The 19100-nt window shown below is 68.9% G+C and carries 20 protein-coding genes; 11 read left to right on the forward strand and 9 right to left on the reverse strand.

What is annotated here, in order from left to right:
- The 3 genes from DM816_RS12645 to DM816_RS12655 form a co-directional block, all read left to right on the forward strand.
- Nucleotides 1-786, forward strand: a 786-nt coding sequence (locus DM816_RS12645; protein WP_162907379.1) for an MbnB/TglH/ChrH family RiPP precursor modification enzyme, incomplete at its 5' end; no start/stop codon positions are given.
- Nucleotides 783-1181, forward strand: coding sequence for an SCO6045 C-terminal-like domain-containing protein (locus tag DM816_RS12650; RefSeq protein WP_117210408.1), 399 nt, complete (start codon nucleotides 783-785; stop codon nucleotides 1179-1181). The genes DM816_RS12645 and DM816_RS12650, both read left to right, overlap by 4 nt.
- Nucleotides 1182-1191: 10 nt before the next feature.
- Nucleotides 1192-1950, forward strand: a complete 759-nt coding sequence (locus DM816_RS12655) for an SDR family oxidoreductase (RefSeq protein ID WP_117210409.1) — start codon at nucleotides 1192-1194, stop codon at nucleotides 1948-1950.
- Here the strand turns inward: DM816_RS12655 and DM816_RS12660 are convergent.
- Both DM816_RS12660 and DM816_RS12665 read right to left on the reverse strand, forming a co-directional pair.
- On the reverse strand, nucleotides 1944-2426 hold the full coding sequence (locus DM816_RS12660; protein ID WP_117210410.1) for a hypothetical protein: 483 nt from the start codon (nucleotides 2424-2426) through the stop codon (nucleotides 1944-1946). The two genes, DM816_RS12655 and DM816_RS12660, sit on opposite strands and share 7 nt — an antisense overlap.
- Nucleotides 2427-2571: 145 nt before the next feature.
- Nucleotides 2572-3609, reverse strand: a complete 1038-nt coding sequence (locus tag DM816_RS12665; RefSeq protein WP_246001917.1) for a hypothetical protein — start codon at nucleotides 3607-3609, stop codon at nucleotides 2572-2574.
- 381 nt (nucleotides 3610-3990) lie between these two features.
- On the opposite strand from DM816_RS12665, the gene DM816_RS12670 reads away from it, so the two are divergent.
- The 3 genes from DM816_RS12670 (at nucleotide 3991) to DM816_RS12680 (ending at nucleotide 7039) form a co-directional block, all read left to right on the forward strand.
- Nucleotides 3991-4218: a helix-turn-helix domain-containing protein gene (locus tag DM816_RS12670; RefSeq protein WP_020521113.1), complete on the forward strand. Its 228-nt coding sequence runs from the start codon at nucleotides 3991-3993 to the stop codon at nucleotides 4216-4218.
- A gap of 61 nt (nucleotides 4219-4279) precedes the next feature.
- Nucleotides 4280-5029 (forward strand): enoyl-CoA hydratase/isomerase family protein, encoded by a 750-nt coding sequence (locus DM816_RS12675; RefSeq protein ID WP_117210411.1) that lies wholly within the window; start codon nucleotides 4280-4282, stop codon nucleotides 5027-5029.
- Nucleotides 5030-5086: 57 nt separating this feature from the next.
- Entirely contained in the window at nucleotides 5087-7039 is a 1953-nt protein-coding gene (locus tag DM816_RS12680; protein ID WP_117210412.1) for an ABC transporter ATP-binding protein, read from the forward strand.
- Nucleotides 7040-7138: 99 nt separating this feature from the next.
- On the opposite strand, the gene DM816_RS12685 is transcribed toward DM816_RS12680, so the two are convergent.
- Nucleotides 7139-7753 carry a TetR/AcrR family transcriptional regulator gene (locus tag DM816_RS12685; RefSeq protein WP_211588669.1) on the reverse strand — a complete coding sequence of 205 codons (615 nt, stop codon included), beginning with the start codon at nucleotides 7751-7753 and terminating at the stop codon, nucleotides 7139-7141.
- 94 nt (nucleotides 7754-7847) lie between these two features.
- Between DM816_RS12685 and DM816_RS12690 the strand changes: the two genes are divergently transcribed.
- Nucleotides 7848-8204, forward strand: a complete 357-nt coding sequence (locus tag DM816_RS12690; protein WP_117210414.1) for a DoxX family protein — start codon at nucleotides 7848-7850, stop codon at nucleotides 8202-8204.
- 6 nt (nucleotides 8205-8210) lie between these two features.
- On the opposite strand, the gene DM816_RS12695 is transcribed toward DM816_RS12690, so the two are convergent.
- Nucleotides 8211-9809, reverse strand: a complete 1599-nt coding sequence (locus tag DM816_RS12695) for an ABC-F family ATP-binding cassette domain-containing protein (protein WP_117210415.1) — start codon at nucleotides 9807-9809, stop codon at nucleotides 8211-8213.
- 207 nt (nucleotides 9810-10016) lie between these two features.
- Nucleotides 10017-10232, reverse strand: coding sequence for a hypothetical protein (locus tag DM816_RS42450; protein ID WP_162907381.1), 216 nt, complete (start codon nucleotides 10230-10232; stop codon nucleotides 10017-10019).
- Between the two features lie 165 nt (nucleotides 10233-10397).
- On the opposite strand from DM816_RS42450, the gene ypfJ reads away from it, so the two are divergent.
- The gene (ypfJ, locus tag DM816_RS12700) at nucleotides 10398-11387 is read left to right on the forward strand and encodes a KPN_02809 family neutral zinc metallopeptidase (RefSeq protein WP_117210416.1); all 990 of its coding nucleotides are present in this window, start codon (nucleotides 10398-10400) and stop codon (nucleotides 11385-11387) included.
- Nucleotides 11384-12544, forward strand: coding sequence for a hypothetical protein (locus DM816_RS12705; RefSeq protein WP_117210417.1), 1161 nt, complete (start codon nucleotides 11384-11386; stop codon nucleotides 12542-12544). The genes ypfJ and DM816_RS12705 overlap by 4 nt, the downstream gene beginning before the upstream one ends.
- Here the strand turns inward: DM816_RS12705 and DM816_RS12710 are convergent.
- Together DM816_RS12710 and DM816_RS12715 are read right to left on the reverse strand one after the other, a co-directional pair.
- Nucleotides 12528-14864 (reverse strand): ABC transporter permease, encoded by a 2337-nt coding sequence (locus DM816_RS12710; RefSeq protein ID WP_117210418.1) that lies wholly within the window; start codon nucleotides 14862-14864, stop codon nucleotides 12528-12530. The two genes, DM816_RS12705 and DM816_RS12710, sit on opposite strands and share 17 nt — an antisense overlap.
- Nucleotides 14865-15539: an ABC transporter ATP-binding protein gene (locus DM816_RS12715; RefSeq protein WP_117210445.1), complete on the reverse strand. Its 675-nt coding sequence runs from the start codon at nucleotides 15537-15539 to the stop codon at nucleotides 14865-14867.
- A 108-nt stretch (nucleotides 15540-15647) separates the two neighbouring features.
- Between DM816_RS12715 and DM816_RS12720 the strand changes: the two genes are divergently transcribed.
- Nucleotides 15648-16811: a sensor histidine kinase gene (locus DM816_RS12720; protein WP_211588670.1), complete on the forward strand. Its 1164-nt coding sequence runs from the start codon at nucleotides 15648-15650 to the stop codon at nucleotides 16809-16811.
- On the forward strand, nucleotides 16808-17455 hold the full coding sequence (locus DM816_RS12725; RefSeq protein ID WP_117210419.1) for a response regulator: 648 nt from the start codon (nucleotides 16808-16810) through the stop codon (nucleotides 17453-17455). Before DM816_RS12720 ends, DM816_RS12725 begins: the two co-directional genes overlap by 4 nt.
- 2 nt (nucleotides 17456-17457) lie before the next feature.
- Here DM816_RS12725 and DM816_RS12730 read toward each other — a convergent pair whose 3' ends face one another.
- Together DM816_RS12730 and ccrA are read right to left on the reverse strand one after the other, a co-directional pair.
- Nucleotides 17458-17667 carry a DUF5988 family protein gene (locus tag DM816_RS12730; protein ID WP_162907382.1) on the reverse strand — a complete coding sequence of 70 codons (210 nt, stop codon included), beginning with the start codon at nucleotides 17665-17667 and terminating at the stop codon, nucleotides 17458-17460.
- A gap of 17 nt (nucleotides 17668-17684) precedes the next feature.
- On the reverse strand, nucleotides 17685-19049 hold the full coding sequence (ccrA, locus tag DM816_RS12735) for a crotonyl-CoA carboxylase/reductase (protein ID WP_117210421.1): 1365 nt from the start codon (nucleotides 19047-19049) through the stop codon (nucleotides 17685-17687).
- Nucleotides 19050-19100 lie beyond the last annotated feature (51 nt).

Here is a 19100-nt window from a genome sequence, read left to right on the forward strand (position 1 = left end):
GTGGGGGTGGGGTGGCGGCCCGAGATTGCGGGGGTTGTGGCGGGCCTGCCCGGTGTGCCCTTTGTGGAGGTTATCGCCGAAACGTTGGGGCGCAACGGGTTGCCCGTGTCGCTGGGCGAGTTGCGTGCGCGCGGGGTGGCGGTGGTGCCGCACGGGGTGCGCCTGTCGCTGGGCGGGGCCGAACCGGTGGAGCCCGAGCGGGTCGCACATCTCGCGCACTGCGCCGAAATGACCGGCGCGCCGCTGGTGAGCGAGCACATCGCGTTCGTGCGCGCGGACGGGCTTGAGGCGGGACATCTGCTCCCGTTGCCGCGCAGCCGGGATGCGGTGGAGGCCCTGGTGGCCAACGTGAAGCGTGCCCAGGCCGACCTGCCCGTGCCGCTCGCACTCGAACCGATCGCTGCGCTGTTTGACTGGCCCGATGATGAGCTCGCCGAGGGCCAGTTCCTGACGGAGATTCTTGAGCGGACGGATGCACTGCTGCTGCTCGATATCGCGAATGTGTATGCCAATGCCGTGAACCGAGGGGTGGATCCACTGTCCAGTGTGGAGGGTTGGCCGCTGGAGCGGCTCGCTTACGCCCACGTGGCGGGCGGGGCCTTCTCGGACGGGGTGTATCACGATACGCATACGGATCCTGTGATGGAAGCGGTCATCGAACTGGTGGCCGCGTTGAAGCCGAAGGCGCTGATGCTGGAACGCGACGGGAACTACCCGGCCTGGGGCGAGTTGCGGTCCGAATTGGACGCTCTGGCCGACGCGTGCGGGCATCCGCGAATCACATGAGCGGCGACGATCTGGCGCGGCGGCAGGCCGAGCTCGTGCGGGCACTCGTGGCGGGCGGGGCCGCACCCGAGGGGTTTGATGCCGGGCGCGTGGCGATTGCCCGCAAAGCGTTGCTGCGCAAACGCGCCCGCAACGTGCGCCGGGAATGGCCGTGCCTGGCCGCGCAGTACGGCGATGGGTGGGAGCAGGTCTTCTCGGCGTGGGCCGATGGTCGGCCGACGCAAGGCGCGCTCAGCGATGGTTACGAATTCGCGAGGGCGAACCTGCCGACCGACCCGGGCGCCCGCGTCGAGCTTATGGTGTACGAGGCCCGCTCCCGCGCGTTCGCGGTCCGGATTGGACAACGTGCCCTCGTCGTGGCCGTGCGCGGTCGCGCCTGGCTCAAACTTTGGTAACGTCGCGGGCATGGACCTTGGGCTGGCCGGAAAAGCGTTCCTCCTGACCGGCGCCTCTCGCGGGCTGGGGTTCGCGACCGCGCGCTGCCTGGTGGCCGACGGCGCCAACGTCGTGCTTTCCGCACGCGATGAGCAGCGCCTGGCCGCGGCCGTCGCAGACCTCGGAAAGGCGCAGGCGCACGGCGTACCGGCTGATCTGGGAGAGGAAACAACCGCGGACCGGTTGGTCGGCGCGGCGCTTGACCACTTCGGGCGTCTCGACGGGGCCTTGATTTCGGTCGGCGGCCCACCACGCGGGACGGCCACGCAGGTGACCGACGAGCAGTGGCGGGAGTCGTTCGAGACGGTCTTCCTCGGCGCGGTGCGGCTGGCACGCCGGGTCGCCGAGGCGCTCACCAACGGTGGCGCGATCGGGTTTGTGCTGTCCAGCTCGGCCTGGATGCCGATCGTCGGCCTCGGCCTGTCCAACGGGCTGCGGCCGGGTCTGCTGGGCGTGGCCAAGGACATGGCCGACGAGCTGGCCCCGCGCGGCATCCGGGTGGTGAGCCTGCTCCCCCACCGGATTTTGACCGACCGCAACCGGGAGTTGTTCGCCGCGACCGGCGATGCCGCGAAGGCGCAGTCGGAGGCCGAGGCGTCCATCCCATTAGGACGGTTGGGCCAGCCCGAGGAGTTCGGCCGGGTGGCAGCGTTCCTGCTGTCCCCGGCGGCGAGCTATCTCACCGGGCTGGCCGTGCCGGTCGACGGCGGCGCGATGCGGGCCTACTGACACAGCGACTTGAGCTTGTTGGTCGACGCCTGGTTGACGTTCTGGATCGCGGCCTGGATCTTCGCCGGGTCGCTGCCTGCCGCGTTGAGTTCGGACTGCAGCTTCGTGGCCGCGGCCACCTCGTCCTTAAGCGCCGCCTTCACCTCGGCGTCGCCGGCCTTGGCTTCGAGCTCGGCGGTCTTGGTCTTGTAGTCGTTGAGCAGCGTGGTGAGTTCGCCGTACGCGCTGGCGGCCTTCAGCGGGTCGTCCTTGGCGCCCTCGATCGTCGCCCGGTGGGTGGCGATCTTGGCCTCGACGTCGGTGCGCAGGGTCTTCCAGGCGGCGCATGTGGTCGCCTTGTCGGCCGGGCTGCCGTCCGTCTTGGTGGTGGGGGTGCCCGTGGGCGAGCCGAGCGGGGGTTGCGGGACATCGGCGCAGGCAGCCGTCGCGAAAAGCGCCACGCCCACGAGGGCGGCGGTGGCGAGTAAGCGTCGCATTCGGGCAGCGTACTTCACGCCCGCACCACGCGAGCACGTTGCCGTCGTTACGGCGAGCACCCGCACCATGCGAGCACGCTACCGCCCTTACGGCGAGCACCCGCACCACGCGAACGCGATGCCCGCCGTTATGGCGAGCGCCGCGTCACCAGGGCGTGCGCAGGACGGCTTCTATCACTATCGCTGTCAACGCCCCGACCGACACGAGCAACAGCGGCGACTCGACCGGCTCACCGCCCTGTTCCTCCGGCGCTATCGCCGCGACCGTCAGCCACGGGAAGAACGGGAGCCATGCGTGCTCGACTCCGCCCCGCGCCAGCCCGGCAGCGATCGAGAACAGCACGGCGCTCGCCGCGCCCAGCAGGAACGGCCACGCGGGCGTGTTGCGCACCTTGCGCACGCTCGCGTACACCGCCGGCCCGCACGCCAGGAGCAACGCGCAGATGCTGATGAGTCCCCACCACAGTGCCGATCGCTGGGGTTCGATGGTCTTGGCGAAGTCTGCATAGGCCGTCCCCAATCCATCGGTCCAGCCGAACCCCGCCGCCGACGCAGCCAACACGGGTGCGAGCGCGCCAAGCCCGCTGAAAAGGTTGAGCGCCGCGCGCCTCCGGGCGAAGTAAATGCCCACAATGGACAGTCCGAGCCACGCCGCCGCGTAGGAGAAAAGCGCGGCCACGCCGAGCAGCAGCCCCGCGAGGATGGCCCATCCGGCGGCGCGCCAGGCCCGGTTGCGCGTGGCGCGCAGCCCGGCGAGCGTCATCGCGGCCGCGATCGTGAGCACGACCGCATCCATTGAGACGGCGAGCCACACGGCGTACGGGGCAAGTATGAGCACTGGGGCGTAACGCCTTGCCACATCCTCGCCGCTTACATCCCTTACGGCGCCGAGCACGAGCGGCGCAGAGAGCGCTCCAATGGCGGTCACGATGAGCGCGAGCCCGAAGTGCCCGGTGACCCCTGCGCGCTGCAAAGCCCACAGCAGCAACACAGGGCCGGGAGGATGGCCGCGGGTCGCGGTGGTGTGCTCGGCGCTGCGGCTGGTAAACGTGCGCAGGTATTCGAGCGGGTCGTCGCCCACCTCATTCACGTCACCCAAATAGCTGTCCGGCGTTAGGGATCGGGTCAGCCCGTCCGTGCCGTCAACGAGCGCCAGTGAGACGGCCCATGCGAACAGGCCCACCCCAGAAAGCGCTAACCAATTTTTTATATGTGGACGCTTTACCGCGAGCCAGACAACAATCCCAGCAACAGCGGGAGCCACAAGCGAAAGGGGCGAAATTTCGAACCTATAGCTTCCTAGAAAGGGTGCGCTCGCTGTGCCAAGTCTTGCCCCGCTCTCCACGGCCATCCACGTGACCAATAAACCTCCGCTGACCAGCAATAGCCAGCCGATCAGGTCATTGCGCTCACGGGTGCTCACGACGCCACACGCTATCGGGTACCCGACAGGTGTGCGCGTGTCGGTTGGCAAGAAATTGATATCTAGCGCATGATCGTCGGAGGCGGTCTAATAGGGAAGACCGCAAAGTCCGTATCGTCACTAGGACGTGAGGGAAAGAGAATGGCAGCCACCGGCACAGCTAGTACGACGGAGAAGGGTCGCCGGATCGTCGGCACCGAACGTCAAACGCTCGCCAAGGATCTCGTGAAGCGATACACCTCGGGTGAGAGCATCCGCGCTCTGGCCGCATCGACGGGCCGCTCTTACGGATTCATCCACCGGGTGCTCACCGAGTCAGGGGTTCAGCTTCGCCAGCGCGGCGGCGCCCGTCGGCGCAAAAAAGCATGACCCCGCCGGCTGGCGATGGGTCGTCCGTCGCCAGCGATCCGCAATCGGGAAGCCGGCTGGCATGACGTCGACCGGCTTCCGCGTCACAAGCGACGGTCCAGTTGCGACGGTGACATTGGACCGGCCGGCGCAGCGCAACGCGCAGACTCCTCAAATGTGGCTTGAATTGGCCGCGGTCGGGCGCGAACTCAGCGGCGACACCAGAGTGGTTGTCCTCAAGGGTGAGGGTCCCTCGTTTTCCGCCGGACTCGACCGCAACGCCATCCCCGCCGCGCTCGGCGAGATGAGCGCATTGACACCAGACGATGCCGCTTCGCGCATAGCGGAATATCAGGCCGCATTCGATTGGTTGCGCCGTCCGGACCTCATCTCGGTCGCCGCCGTGCACGGCCATGCCATCGGCGCGGGCTTCCAGCTCGCGCTCGCTTGCGATTTCCGGGTCGCGGCCGAGGACGCCTCCTTCGCCATGGCCGAGATCACCCTGGGCCTTGTTCCAGATTTAGGGGGTACGAGGCGACTGCTCGAACTTGTCGGCTACGCGCGGGCGCTGGAGCTGTGCGTGACCGGCCGCCGCGTGCTTGCCCACGAAGCGTTGGCCCTCGGATTGGCCAACGTCGTGGTCCCCGTCACCGAGCTTGCGGCGGCAACGGACGACCTGGTCGCGGCCGTGCTGGCGGGCAACCGCGACGCGGTCGTGGAGATCAAGGCGCTGCTGGCGTCGGCGGCGCTGCGCACGTTCGGCGAGCAGGAGCGCTTCGAGCGCGAGGCGCAGGTGCGCCGGATACGTGATCTAGCTGGCTTGGGCGAGTAGGAATGTCAGACCCGCGGGATAGGTTGGTTCCACTAGATCGTCTCGTGGAGGTGGCCGATGTCCTACGGTGGTGGCGGCATGGAGTGGATGATGCGCTCCATGCGCCGGGGGCAGACGCTTGAGAAACGCAAGATTGGCCGTGAGACGGCCAAGCGCATCCTTTCCTTCGCGGGCCCATATAAGCGCGAGATAACGTTCTTCCTCGCGGTCATCGTCGTCAGCGCGGTCATCGGCGTGGCCACTCCCCTGCTCGCGGGCCAGGTGGTGCGCCTGATCAATTCGGGGAGTCCCTCGGCGGCGAGCCAGATCGTGAAGATCGCTCTGGTCATCGCCGGGCTGGCCGTGGTGGGCGCGGTGCTGTCGTTGGCCGAGCGGTGGTATTCGTCGCGCATCGGCGAGGGTCTCATCTACGACCTGCGCACCCAGGTCTACGACCACGTGCAGCGCATGCCGGTGCAGTTCTTCACCCGGGCGCAGACCGGGGCGCTGGTGAGCCGGCTCAACAACGACGTGCTGGGCGCGCAGCGGGCGTTCACCTCGACGCTGTCCGGTGTGGTGAGCAACGTCATCCAGCTCGTGCTGACCGCCGCGGCGATGTTCGTGCTGTCGTGGCAGATCACCGCGCTGTCGCTGTTGCTGCTGCCGGTGTTCATCCTCCCCGCGCGGCGCATGGGCAACCGCCTGGCCGAAATCACCAAGGAGTCCTACGACCTCAACGCGAAGATGAACGCGACCATGACCGAGCGGTTCGGCGTGGCCGGGGCGCTGCTGGTGAAGCTGTTCGTGCGGCCCGAGTCCGAGTCGCAGCGGTTCTCCGCGCGGGCCGGGCGGGTGCGCGACATCGGTGTGCTGTCGGCGATGTATTCGCGCATGTTCTTCGCCGCCATGATGCTCGTGGCGTCGCTGGCGCAGGCCCTCGTCTATGGGCTCGGCGGGTGGTATGCGGTGGTCGGCACGCTCGACGCCGGTGACGTGGTCGCGCTGGCGTTGCTGCTGACCCGGTTATACGGTCCGATCACCGCACTGTCCAATGTGCGCATTGACGTGATGGGCGCGCTGGTCTCGTTTGACCGCGTGTTCGAGGTGCTCGACCTGCCGCCAGCGATCGCCGAAAGGCCTGGCGCGGTGGCGATTCCGGCGGGCGCGGCCACGGTCGAGTTCCGCGACGTGCACTTCCGCTATCCGACGGCGGCCGAGATTTCGCTTGCCTCGCTTGAGGATGTGGCCCGGGTGGAGCGCACGACCACCGATCCGGTGCTGCGCGGGGTTTCGTTCACAGTGGAGCCGGGGCAACTCGTGGCGCTCGTCGGGCCCTCGGGCGCGGGCAAGTCCACCACCTCGATGCTGGTGAGCCGGCTCTACGACGTGACATCGGGCGCGGTGCTGGTGGGTGGCGTCGACGTGCGCGACGCCACGATGCAGTCGCTGCGCGAGAACATCGGCGTGGTGACCCAGGACGCGCACCTGTTCCACGAGACGCTCGCCGAAAACCTTCGCTACGCCAAGCCCGATGCCACCGACGAGGAGCTGTGGGCGGCGCTGCGCGGGGCCCAGATCGAGCACATGGTGCAGGCCCTGCCGGACGGGCTCGACACGGTCGTCGGCGAGCGGGGATACCGGTTCTCGGGTGGGGAGAAGCAGCGCATCGCCATCGCGCGGCTGCTGCTGAAGGCGCCGTCCATCGTGATCCTCGACGAGGCCACGGCGCACCTCGACTCAGAAAGCGAGGCGGCCGTGCAGGAGGCGCTGTCCTCGGCGCTGACCGGGCGCACGGCGCTGGTCATCGCGCACCGGCTGTCCACCGTGCGCGAGGCCGACCAGATCCTGGTGCTCGACGAGGGCCGCATCGTGCAGCGCGGCACGCACGAGCAACTGATCGCCGAGGGCGGCCTCTACGCCGATCTGTACAAGACCCAGTTCGCGATCGGCGCGTCCCCACCGCGCCTGGTCAACTCCCCCGAGCCCGTCATCGTGACCGCGGGCCCATACCCCGCCGACGACCACGACTGACCCGCCTGCGCGGGATGACACCGACCTGCCCAGCCCGACTACAGGTTGGCAAGGCTGGCCCGACTGGGCCGCGCATCGCTGGCCATCGCTTTCCGCGGGCTAGTCCGTCGGTTGGGACATGATCTTGCGGATCTGGGTGGGCGTCGGCGGGGACGGCAGTGGCTGCTGTTCGCGGCAGCGGAACGCCTGCAAGAGGTATTCCACCAAGCGTTTCCATGCCTTGGGCGCGGTGCGCGAGGTCTCCCGCAGCAGTCCTGCGTTGGCCATGAGCAGCATCGGCAGATCCTCGGGCACGTAGTCGTCGCGCAGTGCGCCCGCCTTCTTGGCGCGTGCGACCAGCTCAAGGTAGCCCTGGAAGATGGCCGCGGCACGCTCATCCTCCGGGCCGTGGCAGGGGATCATCAGCATCTGCGCCAATCCCGGCAGCCGGGCCTGGATCTCGGCGATGGCCCGGATGAAACCGCTGAACCCTTCCCACGGATCCGGATCGGACAACCCCTTGGCCAGTGCGCGCTCAAAGAGTTCGATCTGGCGGGTGGCGACCGCGGCGAGGAGGTCTTCGCGCGTGGCAAAGCGGCGGTACAGCGTGGCGATGCCCACACCGGCCTCGGAGGCGATCTCCTCCAGCGGCGCGTCGAGGCCGCGCGCGGCGAAGATGTTGCGCGCCGCATCGAGGATCAGCTCCCGATTCCGCGCCGCGTCCGCCCGCACCATGATCCTAAGCGTAGCAGCGATAAGTGGACGGGAGCCTCCACTTACTGCTAGGTTCGACCCACAAGTGGAGGAGATCCACCGTTTAGGAGGCGCCATGAACGTTGCCCTGTGGGTCGTCCAGGCCCTGCTCGCCTTGGCCTTCGCCGGCGCGGGCTTCCTGAAGGTCAGCAAGTCACGCGACGAACTGCGGCCACGCATGCCATATGTGGCCGACTTCTCCACCGGGACGGTGAGGCTCATCGGCGCTGTGGAGCTTCTCGGCGCCGCCGGGCTGATCCTGCCCTGGGCCACGGGCATCGCCCCGGTGCTGACCCCGCTCGCCGCGACCGGCTTGGTCATCGTGATGATTCTTGCGGCGTTCACCCACATCCGGCGAAGCGAGCCGCAAGGGGTCGTGTTCAACGCGATCCTCGGCGCGCTCGCGCTGTTCGTCGCGATAGGCCGGTTCTAGACCGGCCTATGCCAGCTCGACGAGGTCCAGCAGGTCGTCGCTCCAGGCGTCTTCGTCACCGTCGGGCAGCAGGATGGCCCGGTCGGGTTTGAGCGCGGCCACCGCACCCGGGTCGTGGGTCACCAGGACGATGGCCCCGGGATAGCGGGCGATGGCGTCGAGCACCTGCTCGCGGCTGACCGGGTCGAGGTTGTTGGTCGGCTCGTCCAGCAGGAGCACGTTGGCACCCGAGCACACGAGCGTGGCGAGCGCCAGCCGGGTCTTCTCGCCGCCCGACAACACCCCCGCAGGCTTGTCGACGTCGTCGCCGCTGAACAGGAACGCGCCCAGAATCCGGCGCAGCTCCGTGTCGGTTTGTGAAGGCGCCGCCGAGCGCATGTGGTCGAGGATGCTGCGGCCGATGTCCAGGGTTTCGTGCTCCTGCGCGTAGTAGCCCAGGCGCAGCCCGTGCCCCGGCTCGACCGCGCCGGTGTCCGGCTCCAGCAGTCCGGCGAGGATGCGCAGCAGCGTGGTCTTGCCCGCACCGTTGAGGCCGAGGATGACCACGCGCGAGCCACGGTCGACCGCCACGCCCACGTCCGTGAAGATCTCCAGCGAGCCGTATGACTTGGACAGCCCGGACGCCGTGAGGGGGGTCTTGCCGCACGGCGCGGGGGTCGGGAAGCGCACCTTCGCGGCCTTGTCGGCGGCCCGCTCCTCCTCCAGGCCGCTCAAGAGCAGCGATGCGCGCCGCGCCATGTTTTGCGCCGCAACGGCTTTGGTCGCCTTCGCACGGAGCTTGTCGGCCTGGGCCATCAGGGCCCCCGCCTTCTTCTCGGCGTTGGCCCGCTCCCGCTTGCGCCTGCGCTCGTCGGTCTCTCTCTGCTCCAGGTAGGCCTTCCAGCCGACGTTGTAAACGTCCACTGTGGACCTGTTGGCGTCTAGATACCACACCTTGTTGACGACCGCTTCGAGCAGCGACGCGTCGTGCGAGATGACGATCAGGCCGCCTTTGTGCCCCGCCAGAAACCCGCGCAGCCAGGTGATCGAGTCGGCGTCCAAGTGGTTGGTGGGCTCGTCGAGCAGCAGCGTGCCGCCGCCCTGCGCGGCCGCGTCGCGGAACAGGATGCGGGCCAGCTCGATGCGCCGCCGCTGGCCGCCCGACAGCGTGCCGAGCGGCTGCGCGAGCACCCGATCCGGCAGCCCGAGGTTTGAGCAGATGCGTGCCGCCTCGGCCTCCGCACCGTAACCACCCAAGGCAGCGAATTGGTCTTCCAGTTGCCCATATTTGCGGAGCAACTGCGCGTCCTCGCCGAGCCGCGGCTCAAGCTCCTTCATCTGCGCCAGCAGGACATCCAGTCCCCGGGCGGACAGCACACGGTCGGACGCGGTCACCTCCAGGTCGCCCGTCCTCGGGTCCTGCGGCAGGTATCCCACCGGCCCCCGCCGCTCCACCTGCCCCGTATAGGGCATGCCCTCGCCCGCGAGCACCTTGAGCGTGGTGGTCTTGCCGGCCCCGTTGCGCCCGACCAGGCCGATGCGGTCGCCCGGCTGCACCCGCAGCGACGTCTCGCCCAGCAGGATGCGAGCGCCCGCGCGCAACTCCAGGCCAGTGGCCGCGATCATGACTGCTCCAACGACGACGAGACGAAACCGGGGGGCAAACCCGCCAATCGTAGCGTCACTACCGCTCGTGCCGCGGCGGATTTCCCGGTGGCTGGGTGGGAGCACCGCCACTGCCACCACCGCCACCGGTTCCGCCGCCACCGCCCGTGGGCGGACCCGGATCGGTCCCCCACCTGCACCGACAGGCGCAGGCAGCAGCGCAGGTGATCACCGTCCGCTGCCACCGGGCCGAACCGCGCCCGGATCTGCCGCGGCCGGCTCATCCATTTCGTGAGCCTGGCCACCGTCGTCCGGGAACGGACCCGCCGGCGCGATGTTGAGGTTGAAGTCGGCCTCGTCGCCTCTGCCCCACGGGTGGTAGAGGAAGTACCGGTCGACGGCGGTCTCGCAAAGACGCTTCCCTGCTCGGGCTGGCCGAGACATGCCTGCTGCTCGGCGACGCCGACCAGGCTGGCGCCCACGCCGCGCGTGCCGAGCGGCCGGCCCAGGGCAACCGGCTGTCGCCCCTTGAGCAGCGCGCCGTTTTCCTCCACGACAGCGCGGGTAAAACGCGCCGATGACGCCCGAACTGACCTTAGGCTCAGCATCGTGAGCATCAACGAGAATGCAGACCTCGATCCCTCACAAGTAGAGGATCTTCGTGGGGCTGGCAGCCGCGGCGGCGGGATCGGCGGCCGCGGCGGAGTCAATGCCGCGGCGGGATGCCTGACCATGTTGCTGCCGCTGTTTCGCCGGAACCCCAAGCTGGGCATCGCGGCGATGCTCGTGGCCGTGTTGTGCTTCGCCGGCTATCTGGTCCTCAACAGCACGGGCCAGCTGGGCAACCTGGGCCTGGGCGGGCTGGGCGGGGACACGGCGCAGCAGCCCGAGGACAACACCGAGCTGCAGCAGGCGTGCTCGACGGCCAACCCGGACCGGTTCCAGCGCACCGACTGCCGCAACCTGCTCTACATCAACTCGATCCAGGCCTATTGGCAGCAGGCGCTCCCGCAGCACTTCGGCCAGCAGTACCAGAGGGCGAAGACGCGCCTGTTCAGCGGCGGAGTGGACACGGCGTGCGGCAGCGCGGACGCGGGCATGGGCCCGTTCTACTGTCCCGGCGACAACCATATCTACATTGATCTGTCGTTCTACGACGAGCTGGCCCGCCGGTTCGGCGCCCCCGGCCAGTTCGCCCAGGCGTATGTGCTCGCCCACGAATACGGCCATCACGTGCAAACCCTGCTCGGCACGGAGGCAGAGGTGCGCCGGGCGCAGCAGCGCGATCCGGCCAACGCCAACCGCTACTCGGTCTCCATGGAGTTGCAGGCCGACTGTTACGCCGGGGCGTGGGCCAACGCGGCCAGCCGCACGACGAGCGCGACGGGCCAGCCGCTGTTCACCAGCGTGACGCAGAAGGACATCGACGAGGCGATGCAGGCCGCCTCGGCCGTGGGCGACGACTCGATCCAGAAGAAGGCGGGCGGGTCGATCAATCAGGACGCGTTCACCCACGGCTCGTCGCAGCAACGCCAGCAGTGGTTCAACCAGGGCTATAGCTCCGGCGACCCAAAGCAATGTAATACATTCGCCGGATGACCGATTCTCCCGCGGAACGCTATCTGCGCCTCGGCCTTCGCCTTGCCCGCCACGATGACGGGGTGGTCGACGCCTACTTCGGCCCGGCCGAGCTGGCCGCGCAGGTCGGGGCCGAAGCGCCGGTCGAGCCGCGTGCGCTGGTCAAGGAGGCCGACGCGCTGCTGGGCGAGCTGGCCGACGGCTGGCTGCGCGACCAGGTCGCGGCGTTGCGCGTCTTCGCGGGCGGGCTCGCGGGCGAGTCCCGCTCCTACGCCGACGAGGTCGAGGGCTGCTACGGCATCCGCCCGGTGCACACCGACGAGGCCGTGTTCGCCGAGGCGCACGAGCGTCTCGCCGACCTGCTGCCCGGCGATGGCCCGCTGACGCAGCGGTTTCTGCGCTGGCGCGAGTCGATGTTCGTGCCCGCCGACAAGGTCGAACCCGTTGTGGCAGCGGTCATCGAGGAGGCTCGGACGCAGACCCGGGCGCTGGTCGACCTGCCCGAGGGCGAGGGTGTCGACCTGGAGTTCGTGCGCGACGTGACGTGGCTTGGCTACAACGACTACCTCGGCGACCTGCGCGGCCGGGTCTCGTTCAACGTGACGAAACCGATGACCGCCATGGACCTGCTGCTGGTCGCCATCCATGAGACGTACCCCGGCCACCAGGCCGAACGTTCCTGTCATGAATTTTTTCTGGTACGCGGCCAGGGCCTCCTGGAGGAGACGCTGGCCCTCACGCCCGCACCCCAATCGGTGATCTCCGAGGGCATAGGCGAGCTCGCGCCGCAGATCCTGCTCACGGGCGAGGGCGGGCCGCGCCTGGCCGCGATCCTGCACGATGCGGGCGTCGAGTTCGACCTGGCGCACGCCCTCGCCGTCGAGCGGGCCGCCCGGCCGTGCCAGTGGGCCCAGGTCAACGCGGCGCTGTTGCTGCACGAGCACGGCGCCGGCCAGGCGGACGCGCGGTCCTATTTGGAGCGTTGGGCGCTGATCGGCCCGGACATGGCCGCGCACGTGGTCCGGTTCATCACCGAGCCGTCGTCGCGCACGTACGTCATGAACTATCCGGCCGGATACCGGCTGTGCCAGTCCTATGTGGATGGTGACCCGCACCGGTTCCGCCGGCTGCTGACCGAACAGATGCGGGTCACCGACCTGACTACGTCGTCGCGATAGCGGCGAGCACGTCGGTGCGCGCCGCCCGCCGGGCCGGCCACAGCGCCGCGAGCACGCCCACCACGACCATCCCGCCGAGCGCGCCCGCGACCACGGGCAGCGGCACGGCCATCGAGAAGATGGGCTGGCTCAGGATGACGTGCTGCATGACGCCGCCCAGCAGCACGCCGATGCCCACGCCCAACAATCCGCCGTACGTCGCGATCACCACGCTCTCGCGCCGGATCGCCCGCCGGACCAACCCACGCGAGGCGCCCACGGCCCGGAACACCCCGATCTCACGGGTCCGTTCGAGCACCGACAGCGCCAGCGTGTTGACCACACCGAACACGGCGATCAGCACGGCCGCGCCCAGCAGGGCATAGACGATGCCCAGCGCGAGCTGCAGCGGACCGATGAACTCCATGATGAGCTGCTCGCGATCCATCACGATGATGTCGGGCCGCTCGGCGAACGCGGCGTCGAGCGCCCTGCGGTCGGCATCCGCGACGTAGACGCCGTCCAAATAGGAATGCTCGCCCAACAGCGCCGGGTCGTCGACGACCACGCCGTTGTACAGGAAGCTTTCGTCGACGTAGACGCCGTTGATGCGCAAGGTCTTGCCCATCACGGTCACCGTGTCGCCGACCTTCTTCCCGAACTGCTCGCGCACCAGCGCGCCGCCGCGCGGCAGCTCCCGCGCCAGGCCCTTGCCGTTGCCGCGCACCACCGTGATGGACCGGTCGCGCCCGTCGACCTCGCCCCAACCGTGGTACACCGCGGTCGCGTCGCCGGGCACCTTCGGCACGATGTCGTCCTGGGTCGGGCCGTTGACCCCGCGCACAACAAGCGTTTCCGCGCGGATGTCAGCCTTGACGACCCGGCTGAACGTGTCGCTGAGCGACTCGCCGACCGTGGCGAACGCCGTGACCAGCGCGAGCCCGATCATCAGCGCGGACGCGGTGGCCGCCGTGCGACGAGGGTCGCGGATCGAGTTTCGCACGGCGACCCGCGCCACGACCGACCCCCGTTGACTGACCACACGCGACAGTGGAATCAGGACGGCCGAGGCGAGCAGCGGGGCCAGCAGGAGCAGACCGACGCAGCCCAGCAGCGCGCCCGCCATGCCGACCACCCGTTGCCAGTCCGACAGGTCCGTGTGCGACGTCAGTAGGACCATCGTCGTGCCGCCGCCGAGCGCGAGGAACCCGAGCACGGTGCGGATCACCAGCGACCGGCGCGGCAGCGCGTAGTCGGTGCCCAGCGCGGCCACGGGCGGCACGGCCGCGCCCCGGCGGGCCGAGCCGTATGCGGCCACGACGGTCACGACGAGGCCCACGAGGTACCCGACAAGGATGGCAAGCGGTGAGACCGCGAAGATGACGGTTTCCCCGGTGCTGCGCAACAGGGTCATCGCCACCCACCCGAGCCCGACGCCGAGCGCGGCGCCCACCGTCGCGCCGATCAGCCCGATGACGGCGGCCTCTGCCAGGATGGCCCGGCGCACCTGGCGCCGCTTGGCGCCGACCGCGCGCAGCAGGGCGAAATAGCGTGTCCGTTGCGCCACAAGCATCGTGAACGTGTTGGCGATGACGAACATGCCGACCATCAGCGCCACACCGGCGAACACGAGCAGGAAGTTGCGCGCGATCTGCGCCTCCTGGCTCGCCTCCTTCGCCCGCTCGTCGGCGATCTGCTGCCGGGTCTTCACGTCTTCGAAGCCCTTCGCTTTGGCCTGCGCCGCGATCGCGTCCGGATCGGCGCCGAAAAGCTCGACCCAGGCAAACGATCCACCGGCCAGGCGCAGCGCGGTCGCCTCGTCGTAGGCCACCACCGGCATCGGCTCATCCGCGGCAGCGGTCCGGTAGGTGTAAATGCCCACCACCGTAACGGTTTCGCTGGTGCCATCCTGGCGCAGCAGGCGCACCGACGATCCCACGCCATGACCGGCGTCCTTGGCCGTGCGCTCCTCCAGCGCGACCTCACCGGCCTTCTCCGGCCCACGCCCGCCGATCAGGTGGAATCGATCGCTGGCGTCCCAATCCGTTCCGGCCATCTCCGGGAAGTATCCGGTGCCCAGCTTGCCATCGGACTTCACCACCGCCGAGTGTCCAAACACGACACCTTCGGCGCGGGCGATCGACGCCAACGGAGCGGGATCCTTGGTTCGCACGATGACGGCGAAGTCCGCGCGCGTCTGTCCACTCACGATGGTCGCCGCCGCCGAATCCGACACGACCCACGTGGCGACGACGAAGCCGACGCCAAGCACGATGGCCACGAGCGTCATGGACACCCGGCCGGGATGGGCCCGCAGGTCCCGCAATACCGCGCGCAGCATTTACAGGACCCTCCCGTCCGCGAGCTTGATGATCCGGTCGGCGTACGAGGCCGCGGTCGGATCGTGCGTGACCATCACCACGGTCTGGCCCAGCTCGTCCACGCTGCGCCGCAGGAAGTCCAGCAGCTCCTTGGACGACTGGGAGTCCAGCGCGCCGGTCGGCTCGTCGGCGAAGATCACATCCGGGCGCGTGATCAGCGCGCGGGCGCACGCCACCCGCTGTTGCTGCCCACCCGACAATTGCGAAGGCCGGTGCTTGAGCCGGTCGCCGAGCCCGACCGCGTTGACGATGGTGTCGGCGAACGCCCGGTCGACCCGCTTTCCGGCCAGGTCCAGCGGCAGCACGATGTTCTCCCACGCGGTCAGCGTGGGCAGCAGGTTGAACGCCTGGAACACGAAGCCGACCCGGTCGCGGCGCAGCGCGGTCAGAGCGTCGTCGCCAAGCTTGGTCAGCTCGGTGTCGCCGATCCACGTGCGCCCGGCGGTCGCCTTGTCCAGCCCGGCCACGCAGTGCATCAGGGTCGACTTGCCCGAGCCCGACGGGCCCATGATGGCGGTCAGTTCGCCCTGGTAAAACTGGACATCGACGCAGTCGAGCGCGGCCACCCGGGCGTCGCCCTCCCCGTAAATCTTCGTCAGCTCCACGGCCCGTGCGGCCGCCTTCTTCGTTGTCATGCCGCCCACACTCGCCTGTGCGAGACGCGGTGAAATCCGGCGTAAGTCGATCACACCCCCCACCAAAGTTGTAGGCAGCACAGGCCGATCCGACCTAATCTCGACCTCGTGGAAGAGCAACTCGGCGTGGCGGCGATCCGGTGGGTGACGCGCATCACCTGGAGGATCGCTCCGCTCGTGCTCGGTTTCGCCGTCTTCCTCGGCACACTGACCGTCCCGGGAGCGCCGCCGACCGTGGTCATCGGGAGTGGCTACGTCAACCGGATCGACCCGATCGTCCTGGTGGCGGCGGCCGTGGTGTGCGGGCTTGTCACGGTGTTCGCCCGGCGCTGGCTGCTGCCCCTGCTCGTGGTGGCCGCCGTGGTCTGGTTGGCCCTGTCGGCGTTCCCGATCATCGTGATCGCTTCGTACTACGCGGCCGTCCGGCTGACCCGGCGCCGCACGGCCATCATCTACCTGAGCCTGTCCACCGCACTCGTATTGATACCGCTGGGCGCTGAACCCATCGTGGGCATCGTTGCCGTGTGCGTCCTGATCGGACTGCCGTACGTGGTGGGACTGTGGGTCAACGCGCGCCGCCAGGTCATCGCGGCCCTGCAGGAGCGGGCCGAGCGGCTGGAGGCCGAGCAGTCCGCGCGATCCGAGCAGGCCCGGCAGGAGGAACGCACGCGCATCGCCCGCGAAATGCACGATGTCGTCGCACATCGGGTCGCGCTGATGGTCCTGCACGCCGGGGCGCTGGAGGTCAACGCGCCCGACGAGCGCCTGGCCGGTGAGGCCGCGCTCATCCGCACCACCGGGCGGGAGGCGCTCACCGAGCTGCGGCAGGTGCTCGGCGTGCTGCGGACCGAGGAGGCCCTGCTGGCCCCGCAACCGGATCTCTCCGAGCTGCCGAGCCTGCTTGACCGCACCCGGGCTGCTGGGGTTCCGGTCGAGTTCCGTCTGGAGGGGGCCGGCCGTGAGCTCCCGACCGTCGTGCAGCGCACCGCCTATCGGGTGGTGCAGGAGGCGCTCACCAACGTGGTCAAGCACGCCGGCGGGGCGCCGACGACCGTGACCCTGCGATATTCGGACACCACATTGGACGTGCGCGTGGACAACGGGCCGCCGACGTCCCCGCCGGAACGCATGCCCGGCAGCGGGCTCGGTCTGATCGGGCTGCGCGAGCGGGTCGCACTGCTTTATGGGCGGTTGGAGTCGCGTTCCCGCCTTGACGGCGGGTTCACGGTCAGCGCCGTGCTTCCCGCCTCGCCGAGCGAGGTACCCGCATGATCAGGGTTTTGTTGGTGGACGATGAGGCTCTGGTGCGATCGGGCCTGCGCATGATTCTCGAAGCGGCGGGCGACATCGCGATCGTCGCGGAGGCGCGCGACGGCCACGAGGCGGTCGAGGCGGCGCGGCGCCACAAGCCCGACGTGGTGCTCATGGACGTGCGCATGCCGGGGCGCGACGGCCTGAGCGCCGCCGAGGAGGTCACCGCGCTCCCCCAGCCGCCCAAGGTGGTCATGCTCACCACGTTTGACATGGACGAATATGTGCATGCCGCGCTGCGGGCGGGTGCCGTCGGCTTCCTGCTCAAGGACACCCCGCCGCGCGATCTCGCGGAGGCCGTGCGCATCGTGACCGCGGGCAACGCCATGCTCTCGCCCGCCATCACCCGCAAGCTGATCAGCTCCTTCGCTCAGCGCGGCCATTCTCAGGCCCAGCAGGCCCGTCAGCGCCTTGCCGTGCTCACCGACCGGGAGCTGGACGTGGCGCGTGCCGTCGGGCGTGGACTGTCCAATGCGGAGATTGCCCGCGAGCTCGACATGGCGGAGACGACGGTGAAGGCGCACGTGAGCCGGGCCCTGGCCAAACTCGGTTTGAGCAACCGGGTGCAGGCCGCGCTGCTCGTACACGACGCCGGCCTGACATAGGGCTATTCAGCCACGTAGGTGCAGTAAAACCAGCGATAAACCACATGCTCGCAGCCACTGATCTCGATATGCCCATCGGTGGGGTAGAAGTGTTCGGTGCGGTTGCCGTGCCGTATCTTGACCTCCGGATCGCCGACCGGCACCCAGCGGCACCGGGTCGACGGCAACGCCTTGTCCGGGCCCCCGTCCAGGAACACGCGCTCCCATCGCATCACACCATCCGCCGCCTTCACCGCGACGCCCCGAAATCCACATTGGAGTGACGGGATGCCGCGTGCTGCCATCGGTTCAAGTGGCTCTCGCCGATGGCGACGCGGCCGCCGGGGTCGGTGACGCCCATTCCGGGCTTCGGGGCCAGGCACAACACGCCGACCTTGCCCACGTGTTCGTTCATCTGGACCAGCCGAGCCGCATCGCCTACGCAATCGAGCGGGTACAGCTCGGAAAGCGCCGGGATGACGCGACCGAGCCGCACCAGCCGGTTGCACTCGGCCTGTTCCTGCAGATTGGCGACGTGACTGCCGATGATCCGTTTGAGGTTCATCCAGAGGTGGCGGTTGTCGTAAACGTGGCGGTAGCCGCTGCTCGAGCCGCACGTGACGACGACGCCGCCGCGACGTACCACAAAGACCGAAACACCGAACGTCGCCCTTCCCACGTTGTCGAACACGACGTGTGGGTCCTCGCCCAGCTCCGCTCGGATGGCCGCGCCGACCCGCCTGCCCAGTTCGGTCGGATCACCTTCCGCCCCGTCGTCGCCGAGGCCGATGTCGTGGCGATTGATGACCAGATCGCAGCCGAACTCACGCAGAATGCGGGCCTTGCGCTCGGAGCCGACCACGCCGATGGCGATGCCGCCGCCGTTACGGACAAGCTGCACCGCGAACGCGCCAAGGCCGCCGGTCGCGCCCCAGATGAGCACGATGTCACCCTGCTTGATTCGGGCACCGCGGTCGCTGACGAGCATGCGGTATGCGGTTCCTGCGCACAGTGTTGTCGACGCGGCCTCCTCCCAGCTGAGATGGCCCGCCTTGGGCAGCAGCTGGCTGGATCTGACAATCGCATACTGCGCCAGCCCACCGAAGTTGGTCTCATAGCCCCACGCGCGCTGCCCGAGGCCCAGCATTCCGTCCGCGTGGGTGGCCGGCTCCTGCTCATCGACATACGCGCCGTTGACCACCACGTGGTCGCCCACCCGCCAGCGCCGCACGCCAGGCCCTACCCGCACGATGACGCCCGCCGCGTCAGACCCGATCGCATGGAAGGGCACATCGTGCCGCGCGAAGTGGCCACCCTGCTGTCCCAGCCGTTTGAGGAAGGCAAATGTGGGCTTCGGCTCGAAAATCGCCGACCATACGGTGTTGTAGTTGATTGAGCTGGCGAGCACCGCGACAAGTGCCTCATCGGGCGCGAGCTCCGGCATGGGGACGGGGCCGACCCGCAGTGAGGCGCGCACATCCTTGTCTTCTCGGCCACGGAACATCCCGACATCCTCTGCCCGCAGGTGGGCCGCCACGTAATGGTCGGGCACCTTTTCGCTGAGCAGGTCTGCCGGGGGCGCTCCAGCGATGACGGCTTCGGCCAACGGGTCCATGGCTCTCCTTCCGGTGGCAGGTGTTCGCCGACACCCGCCGCGTTCACTCGA

Source organism: Allorhizocola rhizosphaerae, from assembly GCF_003426775.1.
Lineage (GTDB): Bacteria > Actinomycetota > Actinomycetes > Mycobacteriales > Micromonosporaceae > Allorhizocola > Allorhizocola rhizosphaerae.